Origin of the sequence: Salinicola sp. MH3R3-1, from assembly GCF_001937155.1 — a bacterium.
Taxonomy (GTDB): Bacteria; Pseudomonadota; Gammaproteobacteria; order Pseudomonadales; family Halomonadaceae; genus Salinicola; species Salinicola halophyticus.
The window spans coordinates 1-20544 of sequence record NZ_MSDP01000030.1 but is presented as its reverse complement, the minus strand read 5'-3'; the positions used below and the strand labels follow the sequence as shown (position 1 = coordinate 20544).

General features: G+C 58.6%; 21 protein-coding genes and 2 pseudogenes. 9 read left to right on the top strand and 14 right to left on the bottom strand.

The genetic code is table 11. From position 1 onward, the window contains the following. The first annotated feature begins 248 nt into the window (after nt 1–248). Nucleotides 249–992 carry a cytochrome c biogenesis protein CcdA gene (locus BTW08_RS16040; RefSeq protein ID WP_071231937.1) on the top strand — a complete coding sequence of 248 codons (744 nt, stop codon included), beginning with the start codon at nt 249–251 and terminating at the stop codon, nt 990–992. A 347-nt stretch (nt 993–1339) separates the two neighbouring features. On the opposite strand, the gene dmeF is transcribed toward BTW08_RS16040, so the two are convergent. From dmeF to BTW08_RS16020, 4 genes and pseudogenes are all read right to left on the bottom strand, one after another. Continuing rightward, nucleotides 1340–2314, bottom strand: a complete 975-nt coding sequence (dmeF, locus tag BTW08_RS16035; RefSeq protein WP_071231936.1) for a CDF family Co(II)/Ni(II) efflux transporter DmeF — start codon at nt 2312–2314, stop codon at nt 1340–1342. A 150-nt stretch (nt 2315–2464) separates the two neighbouring features. Beyond that, nucleotides 2465–2773: pseudogene (locus BTW08_RS16030) on the bottom strand (YkvA family protein); the annotation flags it as partial. A 70-nt stretch (nt 2774–2843) separates the two neighbouring features. After that, complete coding sequence (locus BTW08_RS16025; protein WP_071231934.1) at nt 2844–3113, bottom strand: metal/formaldehyde-sensitive transcriptional repressor; 270 nt, start codon at nt 3111–3113, stop codon at nt 2844–2846. Between the two features lie 267 nt (nt 3114–3380). Further along, nucleotides 3381–3551 (bottom strand): annotated as a pseudogene (locus BTW08_RS16020) (Na+/H+ antiporter NhaA); the annotation flags it as partial. Between the two features lie 237 nt (nt 3552–3788). On the opposite strand from BTW08_RS16020, the gene BTW08_RS16015 reads away from it, so the two are divergent. From BTW08_RS16015 to BTW08_RS15995, 5 genes are read left to right on the top strand one after another with little or no spacing between them, the layout of a single operon-like run. Then, nucleotides 3789–4133 carry a helix-turn-helix transcriptional regulator gene (locus BTW08_RS16015; protein ID WP_075563529.1) on the top strand — a complete coding sequence of 115 codons (345 nt, stop codon included), beginning with the start codon at nt 3789–3791 and terminating at the stop codon, nt 4131–4133. A gap of 7 nt (nt 4134–4140) precedes the next feature. After that, nucleotides 4141–4557, top strand: a complete 417-nt coding sequence (gene arsC / locus BTW08_RS16010; RefSeq protein WP_075563528.1) for an arsenate reductase (glutaredoxin) — start codon at nt 4141–4143, stop codon at nt 4555–4557. Further along, nucleotides 4550–5290: an arsenical resistance protein ArsH gene (arsH, locus tag BTW08_RS16005; RefSeq protein WP_083627929.1), complete on the top strand. Its 741-nt coding sequence runs from the start codon at nt 4550–4552 to the stop codon at nt 5288–5290. The genes arsC and arsH overlap by 8 nt, the downstream gene beginning before the upstream one ends. A 29-nt stretch (nt 5291–5319) precedes the next feature. Then, the gene (locus tag BTW08_RS16000; protein WP_075563526.1) at nt 5320–6630 is read left to right on the top strand and encodes an arsenic transporter; all 1311 of its coding nucleotides are present in this window, start codon (nt 5320–5322) and stop codon (nt 6628–6630) included. 32 nt (nt 6631–6662) lie between these two features. After that, a complete protein-coding gene (locus BTW08_RS15995; RefSeq protein WP_075563525.1) occupies nt 6663–7325 on the top strand; it encodes an NAD(P)H-dependent oxidoreductase in 663 nt (220 codons plus the stop codon). Between the two features lie 27 nt (nt 7326–7352). Here the strand turns inward: BTW08_RS15995 and BTW08_RS15990 are convergent, their stop codons facing one another. Continuing rightward, nucleotides 7353–7712 (bottom strand): hypothetical protein, encoded by a 360-nt coding sequence (locus BTW08_RS15990; RefSeq protein ID WP_246837771.1) that lies wholly within the window; start codon nt 7710–7712, stop codon nt 7353–7355. Between the two features lie 291 nt (nt 7713–8003). On the opposite strand from BTW08_RS15990, the gene mobH reads away from it, so the two are divergent. Then, nucleotides 8004–9797 carry a MobH family relaxase gene (gene mobH, locus BTW08_RS15985; RefSeq protein WP_075563524.1) on the top strand — a complete coding sequence of 598 codons (1794 nt, stop codon included), beginning with the start codon at nt 8004–8006 and terminating at the stop codon, nt 9795–9797. Further along, a complete protein-coding gene (locus tag BTW08_RS15980) occupies nt 9790–10743 on the top strand; it encodes a site-specific integrase (protein WP_075563523.1) in 954 nt (317 codons plus the stop codon). The genes mobH and BTW08_RS15980 overlap by 8 nt, the downstream gene beginning before the upstream one ends. A 498-nt stretch (nt 10744–11241) precedes the next feature. Here BTW08_RS15980 and BTW08_RS15970 read toward each other — a convergent pair whose 3' ends face one another. Then, nucleotides 11242–11679, bottom strand: a complete 438-nt coding sequence (locus tag BTW08_RS15970; RefSeq protein ID WP_075563522.1) for a hypothetical protein — start codon at nt 11677–11679, stop codon at nt 11242–11244. A 450-nt stretch (nt 11680–12129) separates the two neighbouring features. On the opposite strand from BTW08_RS15970, the gene BTW08_RS15965 reads away from it, so the two are divergent. Further along, a complete protein-coding gene (locus tag BTW08_RS15965) occupies nt 12130–12387 on the top strand; it encodes a hypothetical protein (protein ID WP_210403265.1) in 258 nt (85 codons plus the stop codon). Between the two features lie 126 nt (nt 12388–12513). Here the strand turns inward: BTW08_RS15965 and BTW08_RS15960 are convergent, their stop codons facing one another. The 8 genes from BTW08_RS15960 to BTW08_RS15915 all read right to left on the bottom strand — a co-directional run bounded on the left by BTW08_RS15960 (nt 12514) and on the right by BTW08_RS15915 (nt 20456). After that, nucleotides 12514–13305: a DNA adenine methylase gene (locus tag BTW08_RS15960; RefSeq protein ID WP_075563520.1), complete on the bottom strand. Its 792-nt coding sequence runs from the start codon at nt 13303–13305 to the stop codon at nt 12514–12516. 393 nt (nt 13306–13698) lie between these two features. After that, entirely contained in the window at nt 13699–14142 is a 444-nt protein-coding gene (locus BTW08_RS15950) for a hypothetical protein (RefSeq protein WP_075563518.1), read from the bottom strand. Beyond that, entirely contained in the window at nt 14139–14456 is a 318-nt protein-coding gene (locus tag BTW08_RS15945; protein WP_139313693.1) for a hypothetical protein, read from the bottom strand. Before BTW08_RS15945 ends, BTW08_RS15950 begins: the two co-directional genes overlap by 4 nt. A gap of 35 nt (nt 14457–14491) precedes the next feature. Next, on the bottom strand, nt 14492–15817 hold the full coding sequence (locus tag BTW08_RS15940) for a hypothetical protein (RefSeq protein ID WP_075563516.1): 1326 nt from the start codon (nt 15815–15817) through the stop codon (nt 14492–14494). A 1-nt stretch (nt 15818) separates the two neighbouring features. Further along, nucleotides 15819–17153 (bottom strand): glycerophosphodiester phosphodiesterase, encoded by a 1335-nt coding sequence (locus BTW08_RS18840; RefSeq protein ID WP_083627928.1) that lies wholly within the window; start codon nt 17151–17153, stop codon nt 15819–15821. Further along, a complete protein-coding gene (locus BTW08_RS15925) occupies nt 17153–18022 on the bottom strand; it encodes a hypothetical protein (RefSeq protein ID WP_075563582.1) in 870 nt (289 codons plus the stop codon). Before BTW08_RS15925 ends, BTW08_RS18840 begins: the two co-directional genes overlap by 1 nt. Beyond that, nucleotides 18022–19458: a hypothetical protein gene (locus tag BTW08_RS15920; RefSeq protein ID WP_075563513.1), complete on the bottom strand. Its 1437-nt coding sequence runs from the start codon at nt 19456–19458 to the stop codon at nt 18022–18024. The genes BTW08_RS15925 and BTW08_RS15920 overlap by 1 nt, the downstream gene beginning before the upstream one ends. Continuing rightward, nucleotides 19455–20456: an EF-hand domain-containing protein gene (locus BTW08_RS15915; protein WP_168170676.1), complete on the bottom strand. Its 1002-nt coding sequence runs from the start codon at nt 20454–20456 to the stop codon at nt 19455–19457. Before BTW08_RS15915 ends, BTW08_RS15920 begins: the two co-directional genes overlap by 4 nt. Nucleotides 20457–20544 lie beyond the last annotated feature (88 nt).

Here is a 20544-nt window from a genome sequence, read left to right as displayed (position 1 = left end):
ATCTTGGGTGCCGTAATTGTTACAGGTAGCCTCGCCATGGGCTGGGATCAACTGGTCATACTCGGCATTGCACCGATACTGGTGGCACTCTTGCCATGTCTGCTCATGTGTGGAGCGATGTGTTTGATGCACTGCAAGAAGGGCAAGAAAGACGAGTCTGCCAGCCAAAGTGAGACGATGACACAGCAGGCCCACGCTGACATACCCCCCTCTACCACCTAGAGAACGTTTTAGCGCGCACCTGAAACATGCTCGAAATCGCCAACATCGGCCTGCTAACGGCGTTTCTAGCGGGCCTCATCTCTTTCGTCTCTCCCTGTGTTCTACCTCTGGTGCCCGGCTATCTCTCCTTTGTAGCTGGTCGCTCGCTGGGTCAGATTCAGCAGGCGAGCCGTCGCGAACGACTCAGGGTGATCACCCAATCACTCTGGTTCGTGCTCGGGTTCTCCACGATATTTCTGATTCTTGGAGCCAGCGCCACAGCCATCGGCCGTTTCCTGCTGATCTACCGTCAGGAAGCGAACCTGATAGGTGGCGTCATCGTTATTCTGTTTGGGATTTTCATGACAGGCATATTCACGATGCCGTGGCTGCAACGGGAGTGGCGTTTCATAGGAAAGTTCAAGGATGAAGGTGACGGGCCCAGCGTGGCTTATTTGTTAGGCGTCGCGTTCGCTTTTGGTTGGACGCCCTGTATCGGCCCGATCCTGGGCGCCATTCTGACTGTTAGTGCCTCGACAGCCAATGTCTCTAGTGGCCTGGCATTACTTGCGGTCTATTCGCTGGGCCTTGGCATTCCATTTCTTCTCACGGCCATCTCGCTCGACCGATTCCTTCAGCATCAGAAACTCTTGCGCCGCTGGGGGCGACCCATGCATATCGTAGCTGGTCTCATAATGGTAGGTATGGGCGTGCTAATGGTTACCGGTCAGCTGACCGCATTGTCCTACTGGCTCCTGGCAGCGTTTCCTGTACTAGGCTATCTAGGATGACTCTATATTAAATAGATATTATTTTTAATGAGGCCACTGTTTTTGTAGCCACGTTTTGGCAGGTCAGACAGACTTGTATTTGACAGGAACTATCGCTCCGTAATTTTAGGTGTTCGGAATGCTTGGTCCGTAGATATTACAGAAGGTCAGAATCCCCATCTTATTCGATTTCATTGTTTATATTTTGCCCAGACTACTGAGTGTCCCTATGAAAGACTGTGGCGGCTTGAGGCACTGAAAATAATGCCTCCATAATTGAGGGAAGACGGGGCGAGACCGAGTTGCATGCAAAACTAATTCTCGCCCGTACCAAGACCGATTACCATGTCTCTGTCGCGCTTAGCTGGCTAACCTTGCCCCAGCATCGGTTTCTCCGGATCAGTGACACAGCGCTGCGTCTCGACGGTAACGTGCACCAACGACGGACATCGAGTTTGTATACGTTGTTTATAGACTTCAGGCGACTCCGGGTCATGCGAAACGATCGAGACGATGGCGGCGTGAATATCCGGACCAATGGCCCAGAGATGCAGGTCGCAGATAAGGGCATCGTCAGTCTCAATGGATTGTTTGACGTCGTGCTCCAAGTCGCTGCGCTGATGATCGAGCAGCACGCGGGAGGTGTCCTTCAACAGATGCCATGACCAGCGGGTGATAAGTGCTGCGCCGACGATACCCATGATCGGGTCCATCCAGTTCCAGCCCGCATACTTACCGGCCAACAGCGCGGCAATCGCCAGCAGTGAGGTCAAAGCATCGGCAAGTACGTGGAAGTAGGCAGCTCTATGGTTATGGTCATGATGTCCGTGTCCGTGTCCGTGTCCGTGTCCGTGTCCGTGTCCGTGTCCGTGTCCATGGTCGTGGTCTTCTCCGCCCAGTATCCAGGCCGATAACCCATTGACGATCAAGCCGATCACGGCGACGAAAATAGCCCCATTGAACGAAATTGCGACGGGGTGGATGAAGCGATCGATGCTTTCGATCACCATGTACAGTGCGAAACCTGCCAGCAGGACCGCGCCGGTGAACCCGCCTAATGCATTGACCTTTCCGGTGCCAAATGAGAACTGCGAATTGCCTGCGTTTCGGCGAGCATAGACATAGGCGAAGGCCGCAATACCCAGAGCGACCGCATGAGAGCCCATGTGCAGGCCATCGGCCAGGAGGGCCATCGAACCGTATAGGACACCGGCCAGAATCTCCCAGACCATCATAGTGAGCGTCAATCCAACTATGATGAGAGAACGTGTTTCGCCGGATCGTTTTCGATCTTGACCGAAAACATGAGTGTGTTGCCAGGCTTCGAGTTGGTGATGGTGCATTCTGTATTGCTCCAGGTTGATTAGGTGTCGTAATCAGCACGATATGTAGAAGCCGGTTGTATCTGCCCGCCTGGCCATGCTTTGAAATATTCAGAGGAACAATCTGACCAGGAGGATGGCGCAGACGATCCAAATGGCGATAAACACGCCCGCAGCCATGCGGCTTGCCGGATGCACGGTCGCATTGGCAGCCGTTTCTCGATGCTCGTTCATTACCTCCGGCGGGATGAGCCTCACGACCAGCATGATGCCGAGTGGCACGACGATGATGTCATCGACGTAACCAAGCACGGGAATGAAGTCAGGGATCAAGTCGATCGGCGAGACGGCATAGGCCGCCACAATCAGCGCAAGCACCTTGGCGAACCACGGTGTCCGCGGGTCGCGTGCGGCTAACCAGACCGCATGTACATCACGCTTGATCGCGTGCGCCCATTTTTTGGCGCTCGAAATTAGTCGTCGTGTCATAGGGGCGTTTCAGTACGCTACTCGTTTTTGTGGCCTTCTGTGTGCCGGGTTTCTTTATGTCCTACTTGAGGTAGGACTTGATGACCTGTAGTACCGCGTCCAAGTCTTGTTGCCGCTGCGCCAGTTCGGGCTCCCTGACGACGTGATCAGTCAGGTGCCCCTCCATGACGGCGGCCATCAACCCATTCACCGCCCCGCGAATCGCAGCGATCTGTTGCAGCACTGCAGTACAGTCGCCTTCCTGGTCAAGCTGCCTTTCAAGTGCGGCCGCCTGTCCCTGAATGCGTCGAACGCGGGTTAACAGCTTCGCTTTGTCTTTGATGGTGTGCATGTGGCTGTCTCTTTAGAAACTGAAACTATACAGGAGGGTAGTATATATACTAGGGGAGAGTATAACAGTCTACCTGCTGATCGCAGACGAAAACGGGATAACCGCCAACGAGGAGATTCTATTGAGGTAGTGGGTGGTCAGCTCGGTAAGAAGGTATTTGGCTTTGTCAGAGGCCGCTTTCGAGTTCTCTGAGCATTCAGCCTAGCAGGATGTCGGCCTCCGTTGAGGCCGCCCCTTTTTGGATTATCTGGCTCGAGGCAGCACCAGTTAGCCCACTATGCCGTTGGGGGTTGAACCGATCAAAATGCCAATCTTCAATTCATCCACGAGCATTGCATCGTCTGGGAAAGCGAGATTGCCAATGAATAAGCTCATGGTGAAGCCAATACCGCAGAGTAGGGCTACGTCGTAGAGGTGTTGCAGATTGGCTCCAACTGGCTGACCAGCCCATCGAGCTCATGTACGCGGTGGACGAGAAAACGGCGGAGCGCTTCGTCACCGCCGTCGAGGCAATCGGTGCACCCGTCTTCTGTATTTGCCGGCCCGTCTATTTCGGTCAGTTGAACGAAAGCAACGGCTGAGTCCGGTGCAGTGCGTGGCTCTCCTGGGAACCACTCCCTTCGATTTCTGCCTGACGGCGTTGCTGTATTTCCATATGTCTTATATTCTGGACATATGGAAACGAATAGTGTCATCACCAGTTTTGCTGCGCTATCCCAGGAGACGCGCCTCGAGGCTTACCGGCTGCTCGTGCGTCATGAGCCCGACGGGCTTCCCGCCGGCGAGATCGCGCGTCAGCTTGGTGTACCCCATAACACCCTGTCGGCGCATCTTTCGGTGCTGGCGCGGGCCGGTTGGGTCATTTCCCAACGGCAGAGCCGGTCGATCATTTATCGCGCCGACCTTTCGCACATGAGAGAGACGATCCAGTTCCTGGTGCGTGACTGCTGCGCCGGGCATCCGGAGGTTTGCGAGCCGTTTCTGACGGCGCTGGGTGAATGTTCCGATGACAAGGAGTGAGACCGTCATGCAGCCTCTGATCTATCACAATCCCGCCTGCGGCACGTCGCGCAACACGCTGGCGATGATCGAAGCCTCCGGCGAGACGCCGGACGTGATCGAATACCTGAAGACGCCGCCCACTCGCGAGCGTCTGGTCGAACTGATCTCGATGATGGGGATCACCCCGCGCGAGTTGCTGCGTCGCAAGGGAACGCCGTTCGAGGAGCTCGGCCTCGATGATCCTATCCTGAGCGATGATCAATTGATCGATGCGATGATGGCGCACCCGATCTTGATCAATCGGCCGATCGTGGTCACCGCCAAGGGCGCCCGCCTGTGTCGGCCCTCGGAGCGGGTGCTGGCACTGCTGGCCAATCCGGTTGCCGCCTTCACCAAGGAAGATGGCGAAGTCGTGCGCGCCGATGGGGCGGGCAATGAGTGAGCTCAGCGGTTTCGATAAGCAGTTCGAAGATCTACCCAATATCGACCCGAGCAAGCTACAGCCGATCGATGTCGAAGCGCTGGTCGGCGCCGATGCGCCACGCCACCCGCCGAAGATTCTGGTGCTCTACGGCTCGCTGCGCGAACGCGCCTTCTCGCGGCTGGCTTCCGAAGAAGCCGGCCGGCTGCTGCGTTGGTACGGCTGCGAGGTGCGCACCTTCAATCCCTCTGGGTTGCCGCTGCCGGACGACGCCGAGGCGGAACATCCCAAAGTGCAGGAGCTGCGTGATCTCGCCGAGTGGTCCGACGGCATGCTGTGGGTCAGCCCGGAACGCCACGGCGCCATGACCGGGGTCATGAAGGCTCAGATCGACTGGATCCCGCTGTCGCTGGGCGGCGTTCGCCCCACCCAGGGCAAGACGTTGGCGGTGTTGGAGGTCTCCGGCGGCAGCCAGAGCTTCAATGCCGTCAATCAGTTGCGGATCCTCGGCCGATGGATGCGGATGATCACGATTCCCAACCAGTCCTCCGTGCCCAAGGCGTTCAACGAGTTCGACGACGCCGGACGCATGAAACCCTCGCCGCTCTATATGCGCATCGTCGATGTCTGCGAGGAGCTCGTGAAGTTTACCTGGCTGACGCGGGGGCGCTCGGCCTATCTCACCGATCGCTATTCCGAGCGTGTCGAGAGTGCGGAAGCCCTCTCTCGGCGTGTCAATCAAAGCACTCACTAAAAAGTACTCACTGAACGCAGGGACATTCGATGCTGGCACTGGCTATTTTCATCGTCACCCTGGTTCTGGTGATCTGGCAGCCCAAGGGCTTGGGGATTGGTTGGAGCGCGCTGGGCGGGGCGCTAATGGCGCTGCTCGTGGGCGTGGTGCATTGGACGGACGTCGGTGTGGTATGGGATATCGTCTGGGACGCGACGTTCACCTTCGTCGCCTTGATCATTATCTCGCTGATCCTGGATGAGGCTGGGTTCTTCGCCTGGGCGGCATTGCATGTCGCGCGGTGGGGCAACGGCAGAGGGCATCTGCTGTTTCCGCTGGTCGTGGTACTGGGTGCATTCATCGCGGCGTTTTTCGCCAACGATGGTGCCGCGCTGCTGCTGACGCCGATCGTGATCGCGATTCTGCTGCGCCTGGATTTCTCTCCGCCGGCGGCGCTGGCATTCATCATTGCTACCGGGTTCGTCGCCGATACCACCAGCCTGCCGCTGATCATCTCCAATCTGGTCAATATCGTCAGTGCCAACTACTTCGATATCGGCTTCGATCGCTATGCCGCAGTCATGGTCCCGGTCAATCTGGTCTCGCTGGCGACCACGCTGGCCGTGCTCTGGATCGCGTTCGGCCGGCGGATCCCCAAGCGCTATTCGATCGAAGAGCTCGATGCGCCATCCTCGGCGATCAAGGATTCGCTGATATTTCGGACCGCATTTCCGCTGCTGGCCGTGCTGCTGGTGGCCTACTTCGTTACGGCGCCGCTGGGCATTCCCATCGCCTTCGTGACCGGCGCGGCGGCGATCGTGCTGATGGCGATCGCCGGGCGCTGGTGGCGGGGCGGCAGAGACGCCGTTGTCTCTGTGACTGCGGCGCTGAAGGGCGCGCCCTGGCAGATCGTGCTGTTTTCCATCGGCATGTATCTGGTGGTCTACGGGCTAGGCAATGCCGGGTTGACCGACTACGGTGCCCGAGCGCTGCAGTGGCTGGCGCAGCAGGGCGATTTCGTCGCCACGATCGGTACCGGCTTCCTCTCCGCCATCGTCGCCTCGGTGATGAACAACCTGCCCTCGACGCTGGTCGGGGCGCTGGCGATCGATCAGGCGCAGGTACCGGCGGTGACACAGGAACTGATGGTCTACGCCAACGTGATCGGTAACGACCTGGGGCCGAAATTCACCCCGATCGGTAGCCTGGCAACGCTTCTGTGGCTTCACGTGCTGGCCGGCAAGGGCTACAAGATCGGCTGGGGGCAGTACATGAAGATCGGTCTATTGATCACGCCGCCGGTATTATTGGCGACCCTCGTGGCGCTGGCGTTGTGGCTGCCGATGTTGCCGGCGGCCTGAATCGTCTGGGCAGCGCTGCCAAAGGAGACGACGTGAAAATATTGATCGTGCTGGGCTCGACGAGAAAGAGCCTGCCGCCGAAACCGCCACGGTTGGGCGCTCGGGTCGCCGAAGCGCTGCGAGCCCATCTCGAGGCGGACTATCCGGACGGTGACATCGAGCTGATCGACCCGCTGGATTACGATTTCGGTCAAGTGTTCAAACCGCATTTTGCCTATGCGGCCAACCACGTGCCCCAGGCGCTCGATGCGCTGGCCGACAAAATTCGCGCTGCCGACGCCTATGTGATGGTGAGCCCGGAATACAACCACAGCCTGAGCCCGGCGCTGGCGCACTTGCTCAACCACTTCGGCAGTTCGCTATACGCCTACAAGCCGAGCCTGATCGTGACCTACTCGGCGGGCCAGTGGGGCGGAGTTCGTGCCGCCGTGGGCATGCGCACCTTTCTGTCCGAGCTCGGTTGCCTGCCTGTCTCGGCGATGATCCATGTGCCGCATGCAGCGGAGGTGCTGGATGAAGACGGGCGGTATCGCAAGGAGGATGGGGCCGAACGCTGGGAGACCTATCTGCAGCGTGGCACCACGCAACTGCGCTGGTGGGCCGACGCCGCTGGCGGGCATCGCCAGAATGTCGATCCCCACGAGCTGGTCGGCGATTTCACTCGCGATCCGCAGCAGCGCAACGCGCCAGAGTAGCCGGCGCGATATTGACTGCCTCGTGTGTCAGTCGGCGGGAGTCTCATGGACAGGCTCGCCACCGGGGCGAATGGCCAGCAAGGCCAGCAGCGCGAACAGCATGAGGAGTGAGGTCAGCACCAGGGCCCCGGCGCCAAACTGGTCGATGAGCAGGCCAAAGGTCAGCGGCGAGGTCGCCTGGGCGACACGCGCCGGAGCGATGATCAGACCCTGGCGTCGTCCGTAGCCTCGCGAACCGAACAGTGCCAACGGCAGCGTGCCCGAGGCGATCGTCATCAGGCCGTTGCCTGCGCCGTGGAGAATGGCGAAGCCTGCCGCGGGCAGTCCGAAGAAGCCAAGCAGTGCCGCGCCGAGGGGACGTAGAAGCGTCGCGAAGCGCGCGGACACGATCGGATGCAGACTCCGCAACAGACCGAATTTCGCTAGCCGTGCGATGGCCTGGGCAGGGCCGACCAGCGGCGGCGACGGCGGTCGTCAACCTGGGTCGACCCTGAGGAGGGGAGGCGACAGTGAGTGCCTAGGATCTAAGCGCAAATACTGGAAATAGGTCAAATTCATTTGGCACGATCGCTCGACCGTCGAAGTGGAAGATTCTCAAATCCATTTAACGTTTCCGCTTTCCCCCATCACCTGCTCCCTGTCACATCTATTGCTCGCGCAGCACGACAGGAATCATCAATGCTACGACCCTTATTCTCGCGATCCGGCCAGAAAGCCAAGCTGTCAGACGGTTTCACGGTACCGCTTTCTGGTAGGGCGCTGCTCGAGACCCCGCGTCGTCAGCGGATGGTAAAGATGCTCTGGGACATGACGTCGTTGACCCAGTTTGTATTCGACGAGTATCTGCTCGCACCGATCCGTCGTTATGCTGAGTTAGTGCAGCTCCTTCCAGCGTCAGAGTCCCATCACCATGCTTACCCGGGCGGCATGCTCGATCATGCCCTCGAGATGGCTTGCTACGGATTGAGACTGAGGCAGCGTCACCTCCTCCCATCTGGCGCAAAGCCGGAAGACCAAAGCTCCGCTGGTGAGTTGTGGAGTGCAGCCGTTATCTACGGGGCGCTCATGCACGACGTCGCCAAGACGCTGGTTGACATCGAGATTCATCTTGAGGATGGAAACGAGTGGCGGCTATGGCATGGCGCGATCCCTGCTCCTTACCGAGTTCGCTATCGATCTGGACGAGAATATCACCTGCATACTGCAGTTAACCCATTGCTAGGCGAGCAAGTCCTCGGAGCAAAAGTTCTTGACTGGATGATGACCCAACCCAAGCTCTTTTCACTGTTCATGTACACCATCACCGGGCATACCGAGCAAGGAGGGATCATCGCAGAGCTGATCCATCAGGCGGATCGTGCGAGCGTCGCCAAGGCGTTGGGCGGTGACCCGGTACAGGCCCTGTCAGCGCCCATGGAGTCCATTCAGAGAAAGTTGGCCGAGGGGCTGCGGTATTTGGTCAGGGAGCAGTTCAAGCTCAATCAGAAAGGAGGAACTGGCTGGCTGACAGAAGAGGCTCTGTGGCTGGTGTCGCCGAAAGCGGTCAATGAACTGAAGACGCATTTATACGCACAGGGCATCAAAAGCATTCCGGGAGATCTGAACAGGCTTTACGGCGAGCTTCAGGCGCATGGGTTGATCGAAGAGGTCAGCGAAGGGAAATCGGTCTGGAAGTGCGACATCGTAGATGGCGAGTGGAAGCAGTCTTTCAACATGATCAAGGTGCCCTCGACCTTGATCTGGGGGGTAGAGGGTAAGCCGGAGTCATTCAGGGGCAAGCTGACGATCAAAGGGGAGGGAGCGCCTGAGCCGAAGATGCAGCCTGAAGAGCTGTCGACCACCTCTAATGAGCCTGAAGCACCGGCTAAACCGCTCTCTAAGGTTAGCCCAAGCAGTGACACGCTGGACGACGACGTCATGGCGCTTTTCCCAGAGATAAGTGCCGAAGATATGCAAGAGTCAGAGAAGGTTCAGATTGCTGGTACGCCTGAACCAGCCAACTCATCCGAGCTAGATGCATCTGTATCTGCTAAAAATGACGATTCTCGACCAAAGTCGAGCACTCAAGACGTTAACAATAATTCGGATCTCGGTAAGCGGTTCTGGCAGTGGTTGAAGATGGGAGTTGCGGATCACTCTATCGTCATCAATGACACTAAGGCGCCTATCCATACAGTGGAAGGAACCTATTTCTTGGTCAGCCCCGGTATATTCAAACGTTTTAGCATCAAGGTGCTGGGCGAGGAAGATCAATGGAAAGCGGTTCAAAAACGCTTTCAGAAGCTGGGGTTGCACATCAGAACTCAGGGGCAAAATATTCATAACGTTTCCGTCGAGGGGCCGAACAAGACCCGACAGCTGAAGGGGTACTTGATCAAGGATCCGCGAGAGTTGAGTCAACGGATACCTCCCGATAATTGGGTATTGACTCTTTTAAAATCCCAAAAGAAGAAGGACGAAACGGATGAATGACGTGTCATTCATGGAGCTGGTAAGTCGGTACTCTGCAGACAAGCATCTGCGCCCCAAGAGTGTGAGCACCTATTCTGGGGTAGTGCGCCTCTTTCGGCGATACCTTGGATACCAAGCTTATCCCAGCATGGTATCCAGGGAGATGGTCATTGCATGGCGGGTATCGATTATACGGACCCAGGCTAAACCTGAGGGCATTGCCGAGTCCAGCTGGAATAATTACGCCAGACACCTCAAAGCACTCTACAGCTTTGGGATCAAGCACGAGCTGATAGCCAGTGTCAGCAACCCCTTTAAGGAAGTATCAGTAAAACAGCCGAAGCAGCCAAAAAAATCACTTCAGCCAATTCAAATACGGTATGCGCGGGAAGTGCTGAGCGTATGCAGGCGCTTTGAATCTTGCTACGACGAGTGTTCCAAGATCCATCCAGCTTGGTTCTGGCTGGGGCTGATGGAAACCTTTTTTTATACGGGAATTCGCCTGAATCAGCTCCTCCACATAGAGGCGGGTGACATAAATTTGAAAAAGCGGGTGTTTAGAGCTTCTGCTGTGGGCTCTAAAACTCATACCGAAACAATCCTGCCAATACCTGATGGCCTTTATCCTCACCTCTACGAGCTGATAGTTGCCGCACACAGTGCTGGGTTTAAACGTAGAGACCAACTGTTCAACGTCAACCGCTTCAGCCAAAGGCATAAGCGGACTACCATGGATACATGGCAGGTAGAGCGTTTCTTCCAGTCATTGTCCGAGCTGGCCGGATACAAAATGTCTCCTCACCGTTTCCGGCACTTCCTCGGGACCAGCCTCATGGATAGCCCCGAGAGGAACATTCATCTCACCCAGAACATCCTCAATCACACCGATATTCGAACCACGATGGAGTACGTCCATCCTGACGTCGAGGCAATGCGTCGCGCGCTGAATGCGAGGCCCCCCGTCTGATGAGATCCTCTTGGCAGGGGGCTGTAGCTCCCTGCCAGGCGTGAGGGAAGCGGATGTACATGAGAAAGTTGACATCCGCTGGGCCGACAGCCATGATTCTAAGCGCCAATGTAGTGCAATAGAGTGAAGGCAGATTCGTGTCTCCTTGCACGCTTGGGCACAGACATTCTTCGTAGCGCGTGGCAACTGTGCTATTCCAGCCGACTTAGAGGCCGCAACTGACTTGTAATCAGTAGGTCCCGGGTTCGACTCCTGGTGTCGGCACCAGAGCTTAGAGATTGATTTAAAAGGCTTTTTTGGCCTTACAAGAGACCGCCAATTTGGCGGTTTTTTTGTGCGTGTCCGTTAAGTGTCCATATTGCCCCATGCCTCAAGATTTTCTGCCGCGCCTGATAGTGTAGCCGCGCGGCGCATTTGGCACTGAAGCGCGCCGGATTTGGCACCGTGCCTAAGTCTTGGAGCAGGGCACTTTAGCGGTCCATTTGGCACCACCCCAGGTTAGCCGACGATAGGGTCAGGATATTCTTTCCACGCCGAATACCTGCAAGTGATGCACTCAAGTACTTCGTCGTTCTCCATCATCACCGCTAGTTTCCCGTCCTCTTTACATCTTGGGCATATTGCATGGTTGGGCTCATAGGGCCCTGCCTGACGTTCATCGAGCCTGAGAACGAAATAGCCTCGCCTTGTTTGCTCGAGGTGATAGCGATCAAACCGCGCCTCTCTGGCCTGAGCCTCCCTTAGCTGCCTCACTTGATCCAGCAGGGCATGATGCTCCTGAAGCACTTCCGTAAGGGTGAACTGTGCTGAGGTCAGCCGTTCCATGATGTCGCTGACCGCTGCGTTCAAAGCTGCTGCATCGTTGACGTCTTTAGCGGCTCTAGCTGTGTCGTAAGCCGTGCGAAGCGCTGTCAGTGCTGCACCTATCTCCACCATCTCTCATCCCCTGGTTTCATCAGCCCGCGTCCACTTCTTACCATACCTAACGTCGCACAATCGTAGGTAGCAGTGCCGACGGACCTTGGCCTCGACCTCCGCAACGTCAGAGACAGCTCTTTGCAGCACCGCAATGCCCTGATTGCTGCCAGCTCTCCAAGGGTACTGGACACACCCATATCTTTGTTGCCAAAGTGTAACCTCAATGCTTGATGGGCTATCACCTCAACTTAGAGATAGGGTGGGACTGTTATGACTTGGACTTGTGACTCCTGCGGTGGACTCATAAACGTAGCTGAGGACGGATGGGTAGAATGGCTGCACCAGGTGCTCCCTGATGGCGAAAGCGCGCCCTCGCATTCCCTTCGTCTTGTTCACGACCGACCTGCTTCGCCTCGTAGTCGTGGTTGCCAGTACGACAGTGATCAAGTGTACCGGCAGGATGGGAATATGATTTCTGACTTGGGGCTTGATTTTTTTGCGACTCCCGACGGATTGATGGACCTGCTACAAAAGCTATCTGATAGTGAGTTCCGGGACCCGGAGGAGGTGCTGGAAATGATCAAACGCTTACATGTACCAAATTATGAGCAAGCTCAACCATTTATGAACCAAGCTATTTCCGAGGGAGTGGTAGAGCGCAATACCAAACCGGGTTACGAATTTCAGGGCGATCTCGTCGCTGTTAGAGGGTGGAAAGGAGTCTAAATGCTATAGGCCGGCAGTGTTTTTGCACTGCCGGTGTTCCTGGTGCGAACCGTGACAGTGAGCGACATTACCTAGAGCTTCCGTAATGGCCGCATAGCCCTCGTTCGATCGGCAGTCATTGTTGCCCTAGAACAGCCCCGCCGGCTCGGCCTCTACATCCCAACTGAATATCAGCACTTCACGGGCGTCCTGGCCCTTACCGCCGCCGACGGTGTAGCGAATGTCGGTGCTCTCGATATGGTACCCGGCGAAGACGTGCCGGATGTCGGGATGGTCGTTAAGGCTGATGATGGCTTTGCCTTTCAGCCTACCGATGATATCGGCCATCTGCTCGTATTCTTCGATGCCAAACGGAACGCCATAGCCCTCGGTCTGCCAGTACGGCGGGTCGAGATAGAACAGCGTGTGGGCGCGGTCGTAGCGAGCGATGCAGTCTTGCCAGCTCAGGTGCTCGATGTAGGTGCTGGCCAGCCGCAGGTGCGCGGCTGACAGCGATTCCTCCAGTCGCAGCAGGTTGAGGCCGGGTGGTGTCGTCGTCGCGGTACCGAACGTCTGCCCCTCGATACGGGCGCCGAAGGCGTTCTGCTGGAGGTAGTAGAACCTAGCGGCGCGCTGGATGTCGGTGAGTGTTTCGACGCGTGTCAGCTTCAGCCACTCGAATACTTGCCTGCTCGAGAGTGCCCACTTGAACTGCCTCACGAATTCTTCCAAGTGGTTCTGTACGACCCGGTAGAGGTTCACTAGGTCACCGTTGATGTCATTCAGCACTTCGACCTGCGCGGGTTGTGCGCGCAGGAAGAAAAGGGCCGCGCCGCCGGCGAACGGCTCGACGTAGCACTCGTGTGCTGGCATCAGCGGAAAGATTCTATCGGCCAGCCTGCGCTTGCCGCCCATCCAGGGGATTATCGGTTGAGCCACGAGTGGTCTCCTTAAAGTTGGAGCTCGTGGCTCTCTGAGTATTGAGTCGCCCGCAGCGCGGACATTTGATTTCGATGGTGTCGTAGCGACTGGCTCTAGCCAGCAGCCGGTTACAACCGCCGCAGCGGATCGTCTCCATTGTCCAGGCCTTCTAACGTTCTAACGTTTCGCCTAGACTCCGCCGTGCATCGCGCGATGCGGGGAGCCTTGGCCGACACGCAGGCTTGGACTGCTGTTGGGATCGTCGGCGGGTGTTCCAGCACCCACCGTCGGTCGCTCCTCTCTGTCCGCCCCGGCGATAGAGCAAAGCCTATCGCGGGTCGTGAGACGACTCGGCGCGTTTTAGCGCCGTTTTTGGCACTTTTCCTCTTTTCCTCGAAATATTTTGACTGACTACTCTGTCGTTAGACTTTCCCACGTCACTGCCAGCGCCGCTGCCGGTGTCTGAGCATCCTGAATGGCCCATTCGCCACGCTGGCGAATACCCGTGAACTCCTGCCACTGGATGAATGCCTCGGCCCGCGCCAGAACGGCGGTGACAAGCCCGCTTAGTGTCTCGGTACCGGACGCGCCGTTACGCCCGCGCAGGATTGCGCAGAGCGCCGGGGTTGCAGGCGCATCGCTCTCGCTGCCGGTCTTGAGCCATGCCCGATAGGCCGTGGCTTCGGTCTGTTGCGTGCCCCAGCTAAGTCGTTCGATCTCGGGGTACTCGCGAAGCAGCGGACGCGCCGCTGCCTCATACGCTGTGTTGAGTAACGCCAGAGCGCGGGACTGCGATACCGCCAGCTGATCCGCGTTCGAGGGGGCGGGGATAAAGGAAACTCGTTGGGCTGTCATAACTCGACCTCTCTCACTTGCTTGCCAGCTTCGTAAGCTGCCAACCGTTCTGCGTATTCGGCCTCGGGTTCGAGCACTGCCTCGTCGCCGGTGCCAATCAACGCTCGCACCGGGGGCGCGCCGAAGTGATGCGTGGCATAAACCGTCAGCACGCCATCTATCCGGCTCGCGCGGCTCACCGTTGCAATAGGTAGATCGCCGGATTCAGGCGGCTCGATGCGATAATCGCCATCTTCAGAGCCACTGAAATCGAACACCTCGACGACTCCATTGACCGTCGCTGTGACGGTGTCGCCATCGGCGGTATAGGTCACGGCGTGGCGCGATCGGGTAGGTTCTAGAATCAATTTCATACGTCGGCCACTCCAACCACTGTGACATTGATGCCGCCGCGCTTGCCCAGGTAGGACGTGCCCTGAGCGGACGCGATAACAGTCTGAATTGACGATCCAGTGGTGCCTCGGCCGTTGGGCCAGAACCGGAAGCGATCGCTGCGATCGTCCCAAAGGTCAACCTCGCTGTTCGTCGTCACACTCAAGCCATGGATCTCCTTGAATGCTATCGGCAGCGAAATGACGAACCCCGACGGGGAATCATTGAGAGGAATTTGCAACCCGTTGATGTGCGCTTCGCCCGTACCATCTGCGGTTATCCGGTAGTAGCCGTTCCCAGCCTTGCTGCTTTCCAAAATGCCGCCAGCCGGGTTGCCGTTAGCGTCAAAGCTGATCGAGTCCAACGCGTTGCGCCCCGAGTAGACTGGAGCGCCGTTGAAACGATTTCGCTCATAGCCATAGGTCAAATCTTCGGTGGGCGTTAAGTCCGATAGATCGGCCTGACTGACCACCTGGTTGACTAGGTTCTGGTGGTAGCCCCAGAACCGAGGCGAGGCATCACTCCAGAGATCTCCGGATGTGTTGGCGAGCACCAGGTACGTTTCACCATCGTAAGTTGCGCGATAGAAAAAGCCCGGTTCACTGTAGCCGGCTCCAAAGCTCGAATAGATCACACTGCGGTCGTTACCGTAGGCATCCGCCGTCGTCATCAAGTCATGGCCACCAAACCGCTCCCCTACATTCGAAGTGTTGGTACGCGCGGCGCGCATCGATCCCACCATCCGAAAGAGAGAGTCTTCCCACTTCCCCAGCAGCAAAGCCTCGTCACCCTTAAAGGCCTTGAGAGGGATTGCCTCGAACCCACGCCCGAGCGTGTTGTGAGCTTGGATGCCGATCCCATGCACCTGGTGGGACTGCCCGTTCTGGATTCGCAACCTGGGGTTCTTGAACTCGACGGTGCCGACACGCCCGTTATAGACGCCAGCGGAGATCGGAAGCTTCTGCCCATCGATAGCATCGAACGGCACCGTGTAACGCAGCTGGTACTGCTTCCAGCTACTGCTATCGATCTTCACTTCTACGACAGGATTCGCCGTCTCTGGATAATCGATAGCGATAGCGGGACAAGTGCTCGCTTCCGGATCGCCCTCGATCAACCGTGCCTCGATGGTGAATAGGACATCGTCGCCGGCCAGGACGCGAGGGTAGAGGCGCCCGTTGACGGAACCATCGTCATTCGGCTTCTCGATTCTCCGAACGCCGTACTGGTTGACGGCCATCTTTGCGGTCAGAGAGTCGTTGTAATACTCCCACTGCATCCAGTCGTTGCCTTGAATTCCCATGTCACCCCCTCACGTTCAAGTCGCACATCAGGCGCGTGACGCCTAGCCGTTCCATTTGCTGCCGCTGTGCCCGCATATCGACGGTCCACACTCCCACGTCGACGCCGCGCGCACGGGCGTACCCCACGATGCCGGGCTGAGTGCTGACACTAGTTGTCTTGAGCAGGAGGCTCGCGGGTAGGTGTTGGCTGGCCTGATCCGCCAGCGCTTCGAGCGAGGCTTGATCGGCACTGGAAGACAAAAAGCCCACCTCACAGCTCGCATCCAACTCGCGCACGCGCTCGAGATCGCTGGGTATGAACGACTGCCAGCAACAGAGGGCCGACAATCCCGCCTCTTGAATGGCTGAGACGTAGGCATCGATATCAGCGGGCGTCCGATAGTTCTTGATCTCGGGATAAAACCGGCACTGTGTGTGCTGGATGTACGCCAACACCTCGGCCAGCGCGGGGATGCCTACGCCGTCATAAGCGGTATCGTCAGCCAGAAGATATCGTTTGCCCCTGATCCAATCCCAAGTGTGTTCCGCAATAGAACCGGCGCCGGACGTCAACGCTGACATCTCGTTGTCGTGAAACAGTACTGGCACACCATCCATAGTCATCTGAACGTCAAATTCGAGAGAGTCGGCGCCACCATCGATGCAGGTGGTCAGCGCCAGCAACGTGTTCTGAATCGACACACCTCTGAACCCACGATGCGCGATGATCTCGATCCCAACTCGTTGGCCACGAAAGGCGGTTTGCAGCATGTCGACGATGGCAGCGGCTGCTCTGGCGGAGCCGGCAGATGCCTCACGATCCCGCCCGGTTTGCTGGCGATCGGCATTAGTCTCCTCTGCATTTTCACCAGCCGCTATGCGATCGAGAGCGGTCTGCTTCCGGTCGGCAGAACTCGCTTCGGCGTTCTGGACAGTCTCAGTTCGATCAAGTCCCGTTTGCTTACGATCGGCGGCCGTTGTTTGAGCATTCTCGCCGGTGGCCGTTCGGTCGAGGGCGGTCTGCTCCCGGTCTGCCTTGGTGGCCGCTGCATTGCCGGCGGTCGCCTGGCGATCCAATCCGGTTTGCTCACGGTCGGCGGCCGTGGCATCGAGGTTCTGACCGGTAGCGACACGGTCGAGCCCAGTCTGCTTTCGATCAGCCGCTGCCGCCTCGGCAAGCTCTTTCGCCAGCGCCGCTTTTTCGACCGCCGTGCGGGCCATGGCGACGACACCCTGGAACGCGGGTACCAGCCTCACACGGTGGCCACCGGCGCCCAAACCTGTAGCGGGATTGGCATCGCCGCTGACGACCAAGCCGTCACCGCCTAGCTCTTCGGGAAACGTGACTTCTGCCATCAGAGGATCTCCAGCAGGTTAACTTTGTTGGTATGTGTGTTGGCGTATGGCTGGCTGAGCGCGTCGAGCTGCTGCTGTCGAGCGAGGAACGTCCGTGCGAACGACTCTGGGCGAGAGGCGAGGTTGAACGCATAGAGCAGCTCGCCATGGGTGCCCAGCACGCGCTGCAGGGAGTAGATGCGCTGGTACGCTTCCTCCTCGCTTAGCCAGTCCAGGCTGAAACTCGCGGTGCGTCGTTGGCGCTTGATGTCCGCGTACTCGGTGCGGTCACCGGCTTCCTCGAACGTGGTCGCGCTGTCGAAGCCATGTTGGACGCCATGAGAGACGTTGAACTTGGGCTGCCAGGCGTCGGACAGGAACACACGACCCAGTCTCACTGCGCCTTCCGAGTTGCCGACGTCGTCGATCTCGACGCGTACGCTCTGCGCGAGCTGAACGTCATCGGCGAAAACGGTCAGCAGCGGTGTATAGAGGGCGCGGTCGTCCTCGCTGATAGTGCCGAACCAAAAGTTGTCGTATTCCCACTCCAGCTCGCTGGTCGCGAACAGCTGCGGCCAGACGGTCTGCCAGGCGCTGTCCCAAAGCAGGAACTGCTGGGCGGCGTCGCCATAGATACGGACCCGATAGCGCGCCGTTGCGGACATCGAGTGCGCGGGGAGCGCCAGGCACTGGACCGGGCGTGGCTTGTCGAGCGTGATATCGAACCAGGTCGAGGCGGGGGCCGCGTCTGCGCTTTTGCAGCGCACCGCGAGTATCTCGTCCTGCACCAGCTCCAGCGGAAGGCTGTCGAGCCACGCGCCGCCGGAAAGCGTCGCGGTGTCGATGACGTTGGGCCAGCAAAGCGTGATGCGATCGGGATCCAGTGCCATCAGCCCCATAGCTCCAATGTAAGGCGCCCGTTGCGCGCGTTGATTTGCTGTCCGATGACGATCACCCGCCGGCCGGCTGCATAGCCGAGGCGCGGCGTGATGATCTCGACGCCGGCACCGATCTCAAGACGGTGCCGGGTGATACGACCCTCGATCGTCACGCGGTCTCGGCGCACGCTGACGAGATCCAGAATCGACTCCGCGAGCGCCTGTGCGTCGTCGAGATCCCGCAGCGTCGACGTGATCGTCAGTTCACCCGCGAGAGGATGGCGCTCGAGCACGTCGGGCCGCTCGGCGATCGCATCTCGGTACTCACGGCCCAGGCGGGCGCGGCGGTCATCATCGACCGATCCGGCGGTGTCCGATAGGGTCGTCTCGAGACGATCCGCGCGGACGGTGACACGCCAGACGGGCAAGCCGACGTCGCCGGCACCAGTTGCCTTGCGGTCGATCGAGACGATCTCGTGGTCGTGAATCGGTGTTGGCGCGCTATCTGGCATCACCAGCATCGCGGCACGTATCACGCCGCCGGCATCAATGCGCCACCACGCGCCGGCGGCGACTAGTCGGTCCAGCAGCGAGGCCGTATCGCTAGCATCGGTAACGTAGAGGCCCACCGCGCCGACGTTCGCCAACGCTGCGACATCGCACGGGATAGCGACTTCGTCGCAAAGCATCGCGATCACGTCGCCGAGTTGAACGCGGGCCGTTCTCGCATCGCAGGTGAGCGTGCCAACGGGCGACGAGCCCAGGCGGACGAACCCCTGATAGCGCCGGGATTCGCCCGCCGCTGGCGCAGTGGCCTGTAAATCGGCAATGGATGCATAGGGTGCGCCTGCGTCGATTGGGGCGCCGTTGTCGTAGACCGCGTCAATCGTGCAGTCGGCGCGGCTGCCGATCTGGTAGATAAGCAGGGACGTATTGACCAGCACCGGCTTGGCATTACGAATGTCACCGTAAACGCGAGGCTTGGGCTGGCCCTGGATGTCGTCCTTGGTGCCCTCGAGCCCATGTGGCAGCGAGTTGGTGCCGGCATAGGTTTGGTGCGGATGCGGCCGTTTGATCAACGCCTGCGGATCGCGCAGCTGCAGCGTGACCTCGTTACGCGTGTAAGAGAGGCCGGAGGCCGTGCCCCGCAGGATCTCACGAACGCCCGCATCCGTTGCCAGTGACAGTACGACTGCCCGGCCATCGACGGCGTAATCGGCGAGGTAGTTCAGGCCGCCATCTGCATTGATCAGCGTCGTTTCACCGACGCCGGAGCGCTCCACGCTGACGACTTCGCCGGCATAGAGCCCGGACTGATACAGCCCCGGCTGCTTGATGCGTGGCAAATAGAGCGTGTCGTCCGGGGCGTCGTACGCGCCATCGGAGAACCTCAACACACACGGCCGGTTCTCGGGATCGCGAGCTTCGATCGTCAGAAGCCAGGTCATGACAGTGCTCCCAGACGCTCGCGGTCATCCATGCTTTCGTTGGAGCCTGCGATGCGCTCAAGCTGCTGAATAGACCGCTGATGCCCGGTCTGAGCGACCCGAACCCCCGCAGCGCCATGTGCATCCAGGCGCTTCAACAGCTCGGTGTTCTCCTGAGTAAGCTGCGCCAGCCGTCGCAGTAGCTGTTCGACCTGGGCGTTGTTATTGCCACCAGTGGCCACCGGCAGCGGCGGCATGTCGAGCCGCACGCCAAGAGAGCCGTCGGAGCCCCGAGACAGCGGCATGATCGCCTCGGGTCCGGCTTCGCCCATTAGCCCCATGTCGAAAGTCGTCGGAGTGGAAACCACCGAGTTCGTGAACGCACCACCTTTTGCAAACTTGGTGTAAGGCGACTCGTAGATCTTCTTCATGAACTCAGCGACGCGGGTCGTCTGCGTCCTGATGCTGATCGCTTCTCGCCAGGCTTTGGTGAGGTGATTGTTGTCGGACTGCTGCCAGCCGTACCAGCGATCATCCAGATGGCTCTCGACGACGTTGGCAATGTCAGTGAGGCGTTGGCGCCGAGTGATGCCTTCGCGCCAATCGTAGCGAACGTGTTTATCCATGCTCGCTAACTGGCCCAGCGTTCTGTCCGTCAGCCCTGAAATGTCGCCGGTGTTATCGCCTGTCCGGTCGGTGGACTGGCGAAGCGCCTCGAGACGCGTGATCTGTCCATCGCCGTTCACGTCCAGCGTGCGGAATATCTGGCGGAGCTGGTCGTCTGATGCGATGCCGGATAGCGCTCGGCGCATCTCGTCGAACGTGATAACGCCATCCAGGTTCAGATCAATCGAATCGAACAGAGGTGCCAAAGACGCCGCGATTGCCCCAGGAAGTCCCGCAGTCGCCTCACGCTGTGCCTCTGCGAGTGTGATGAGGCCATCGCCGTTCGCGTCCAGCGTCTCGACGAGCTTGGTGATCTCGGCGTCAGTGGCTTTGCCTGCCAGCGCCTCGCGCACCTGGCTAACGGTCAGGACCGTACTTGCCAAGCCGCCGAATTCCTTCTGAAGGGAGCGAACCAGGCTGGACGTGGTGTCAGCGGCAGCG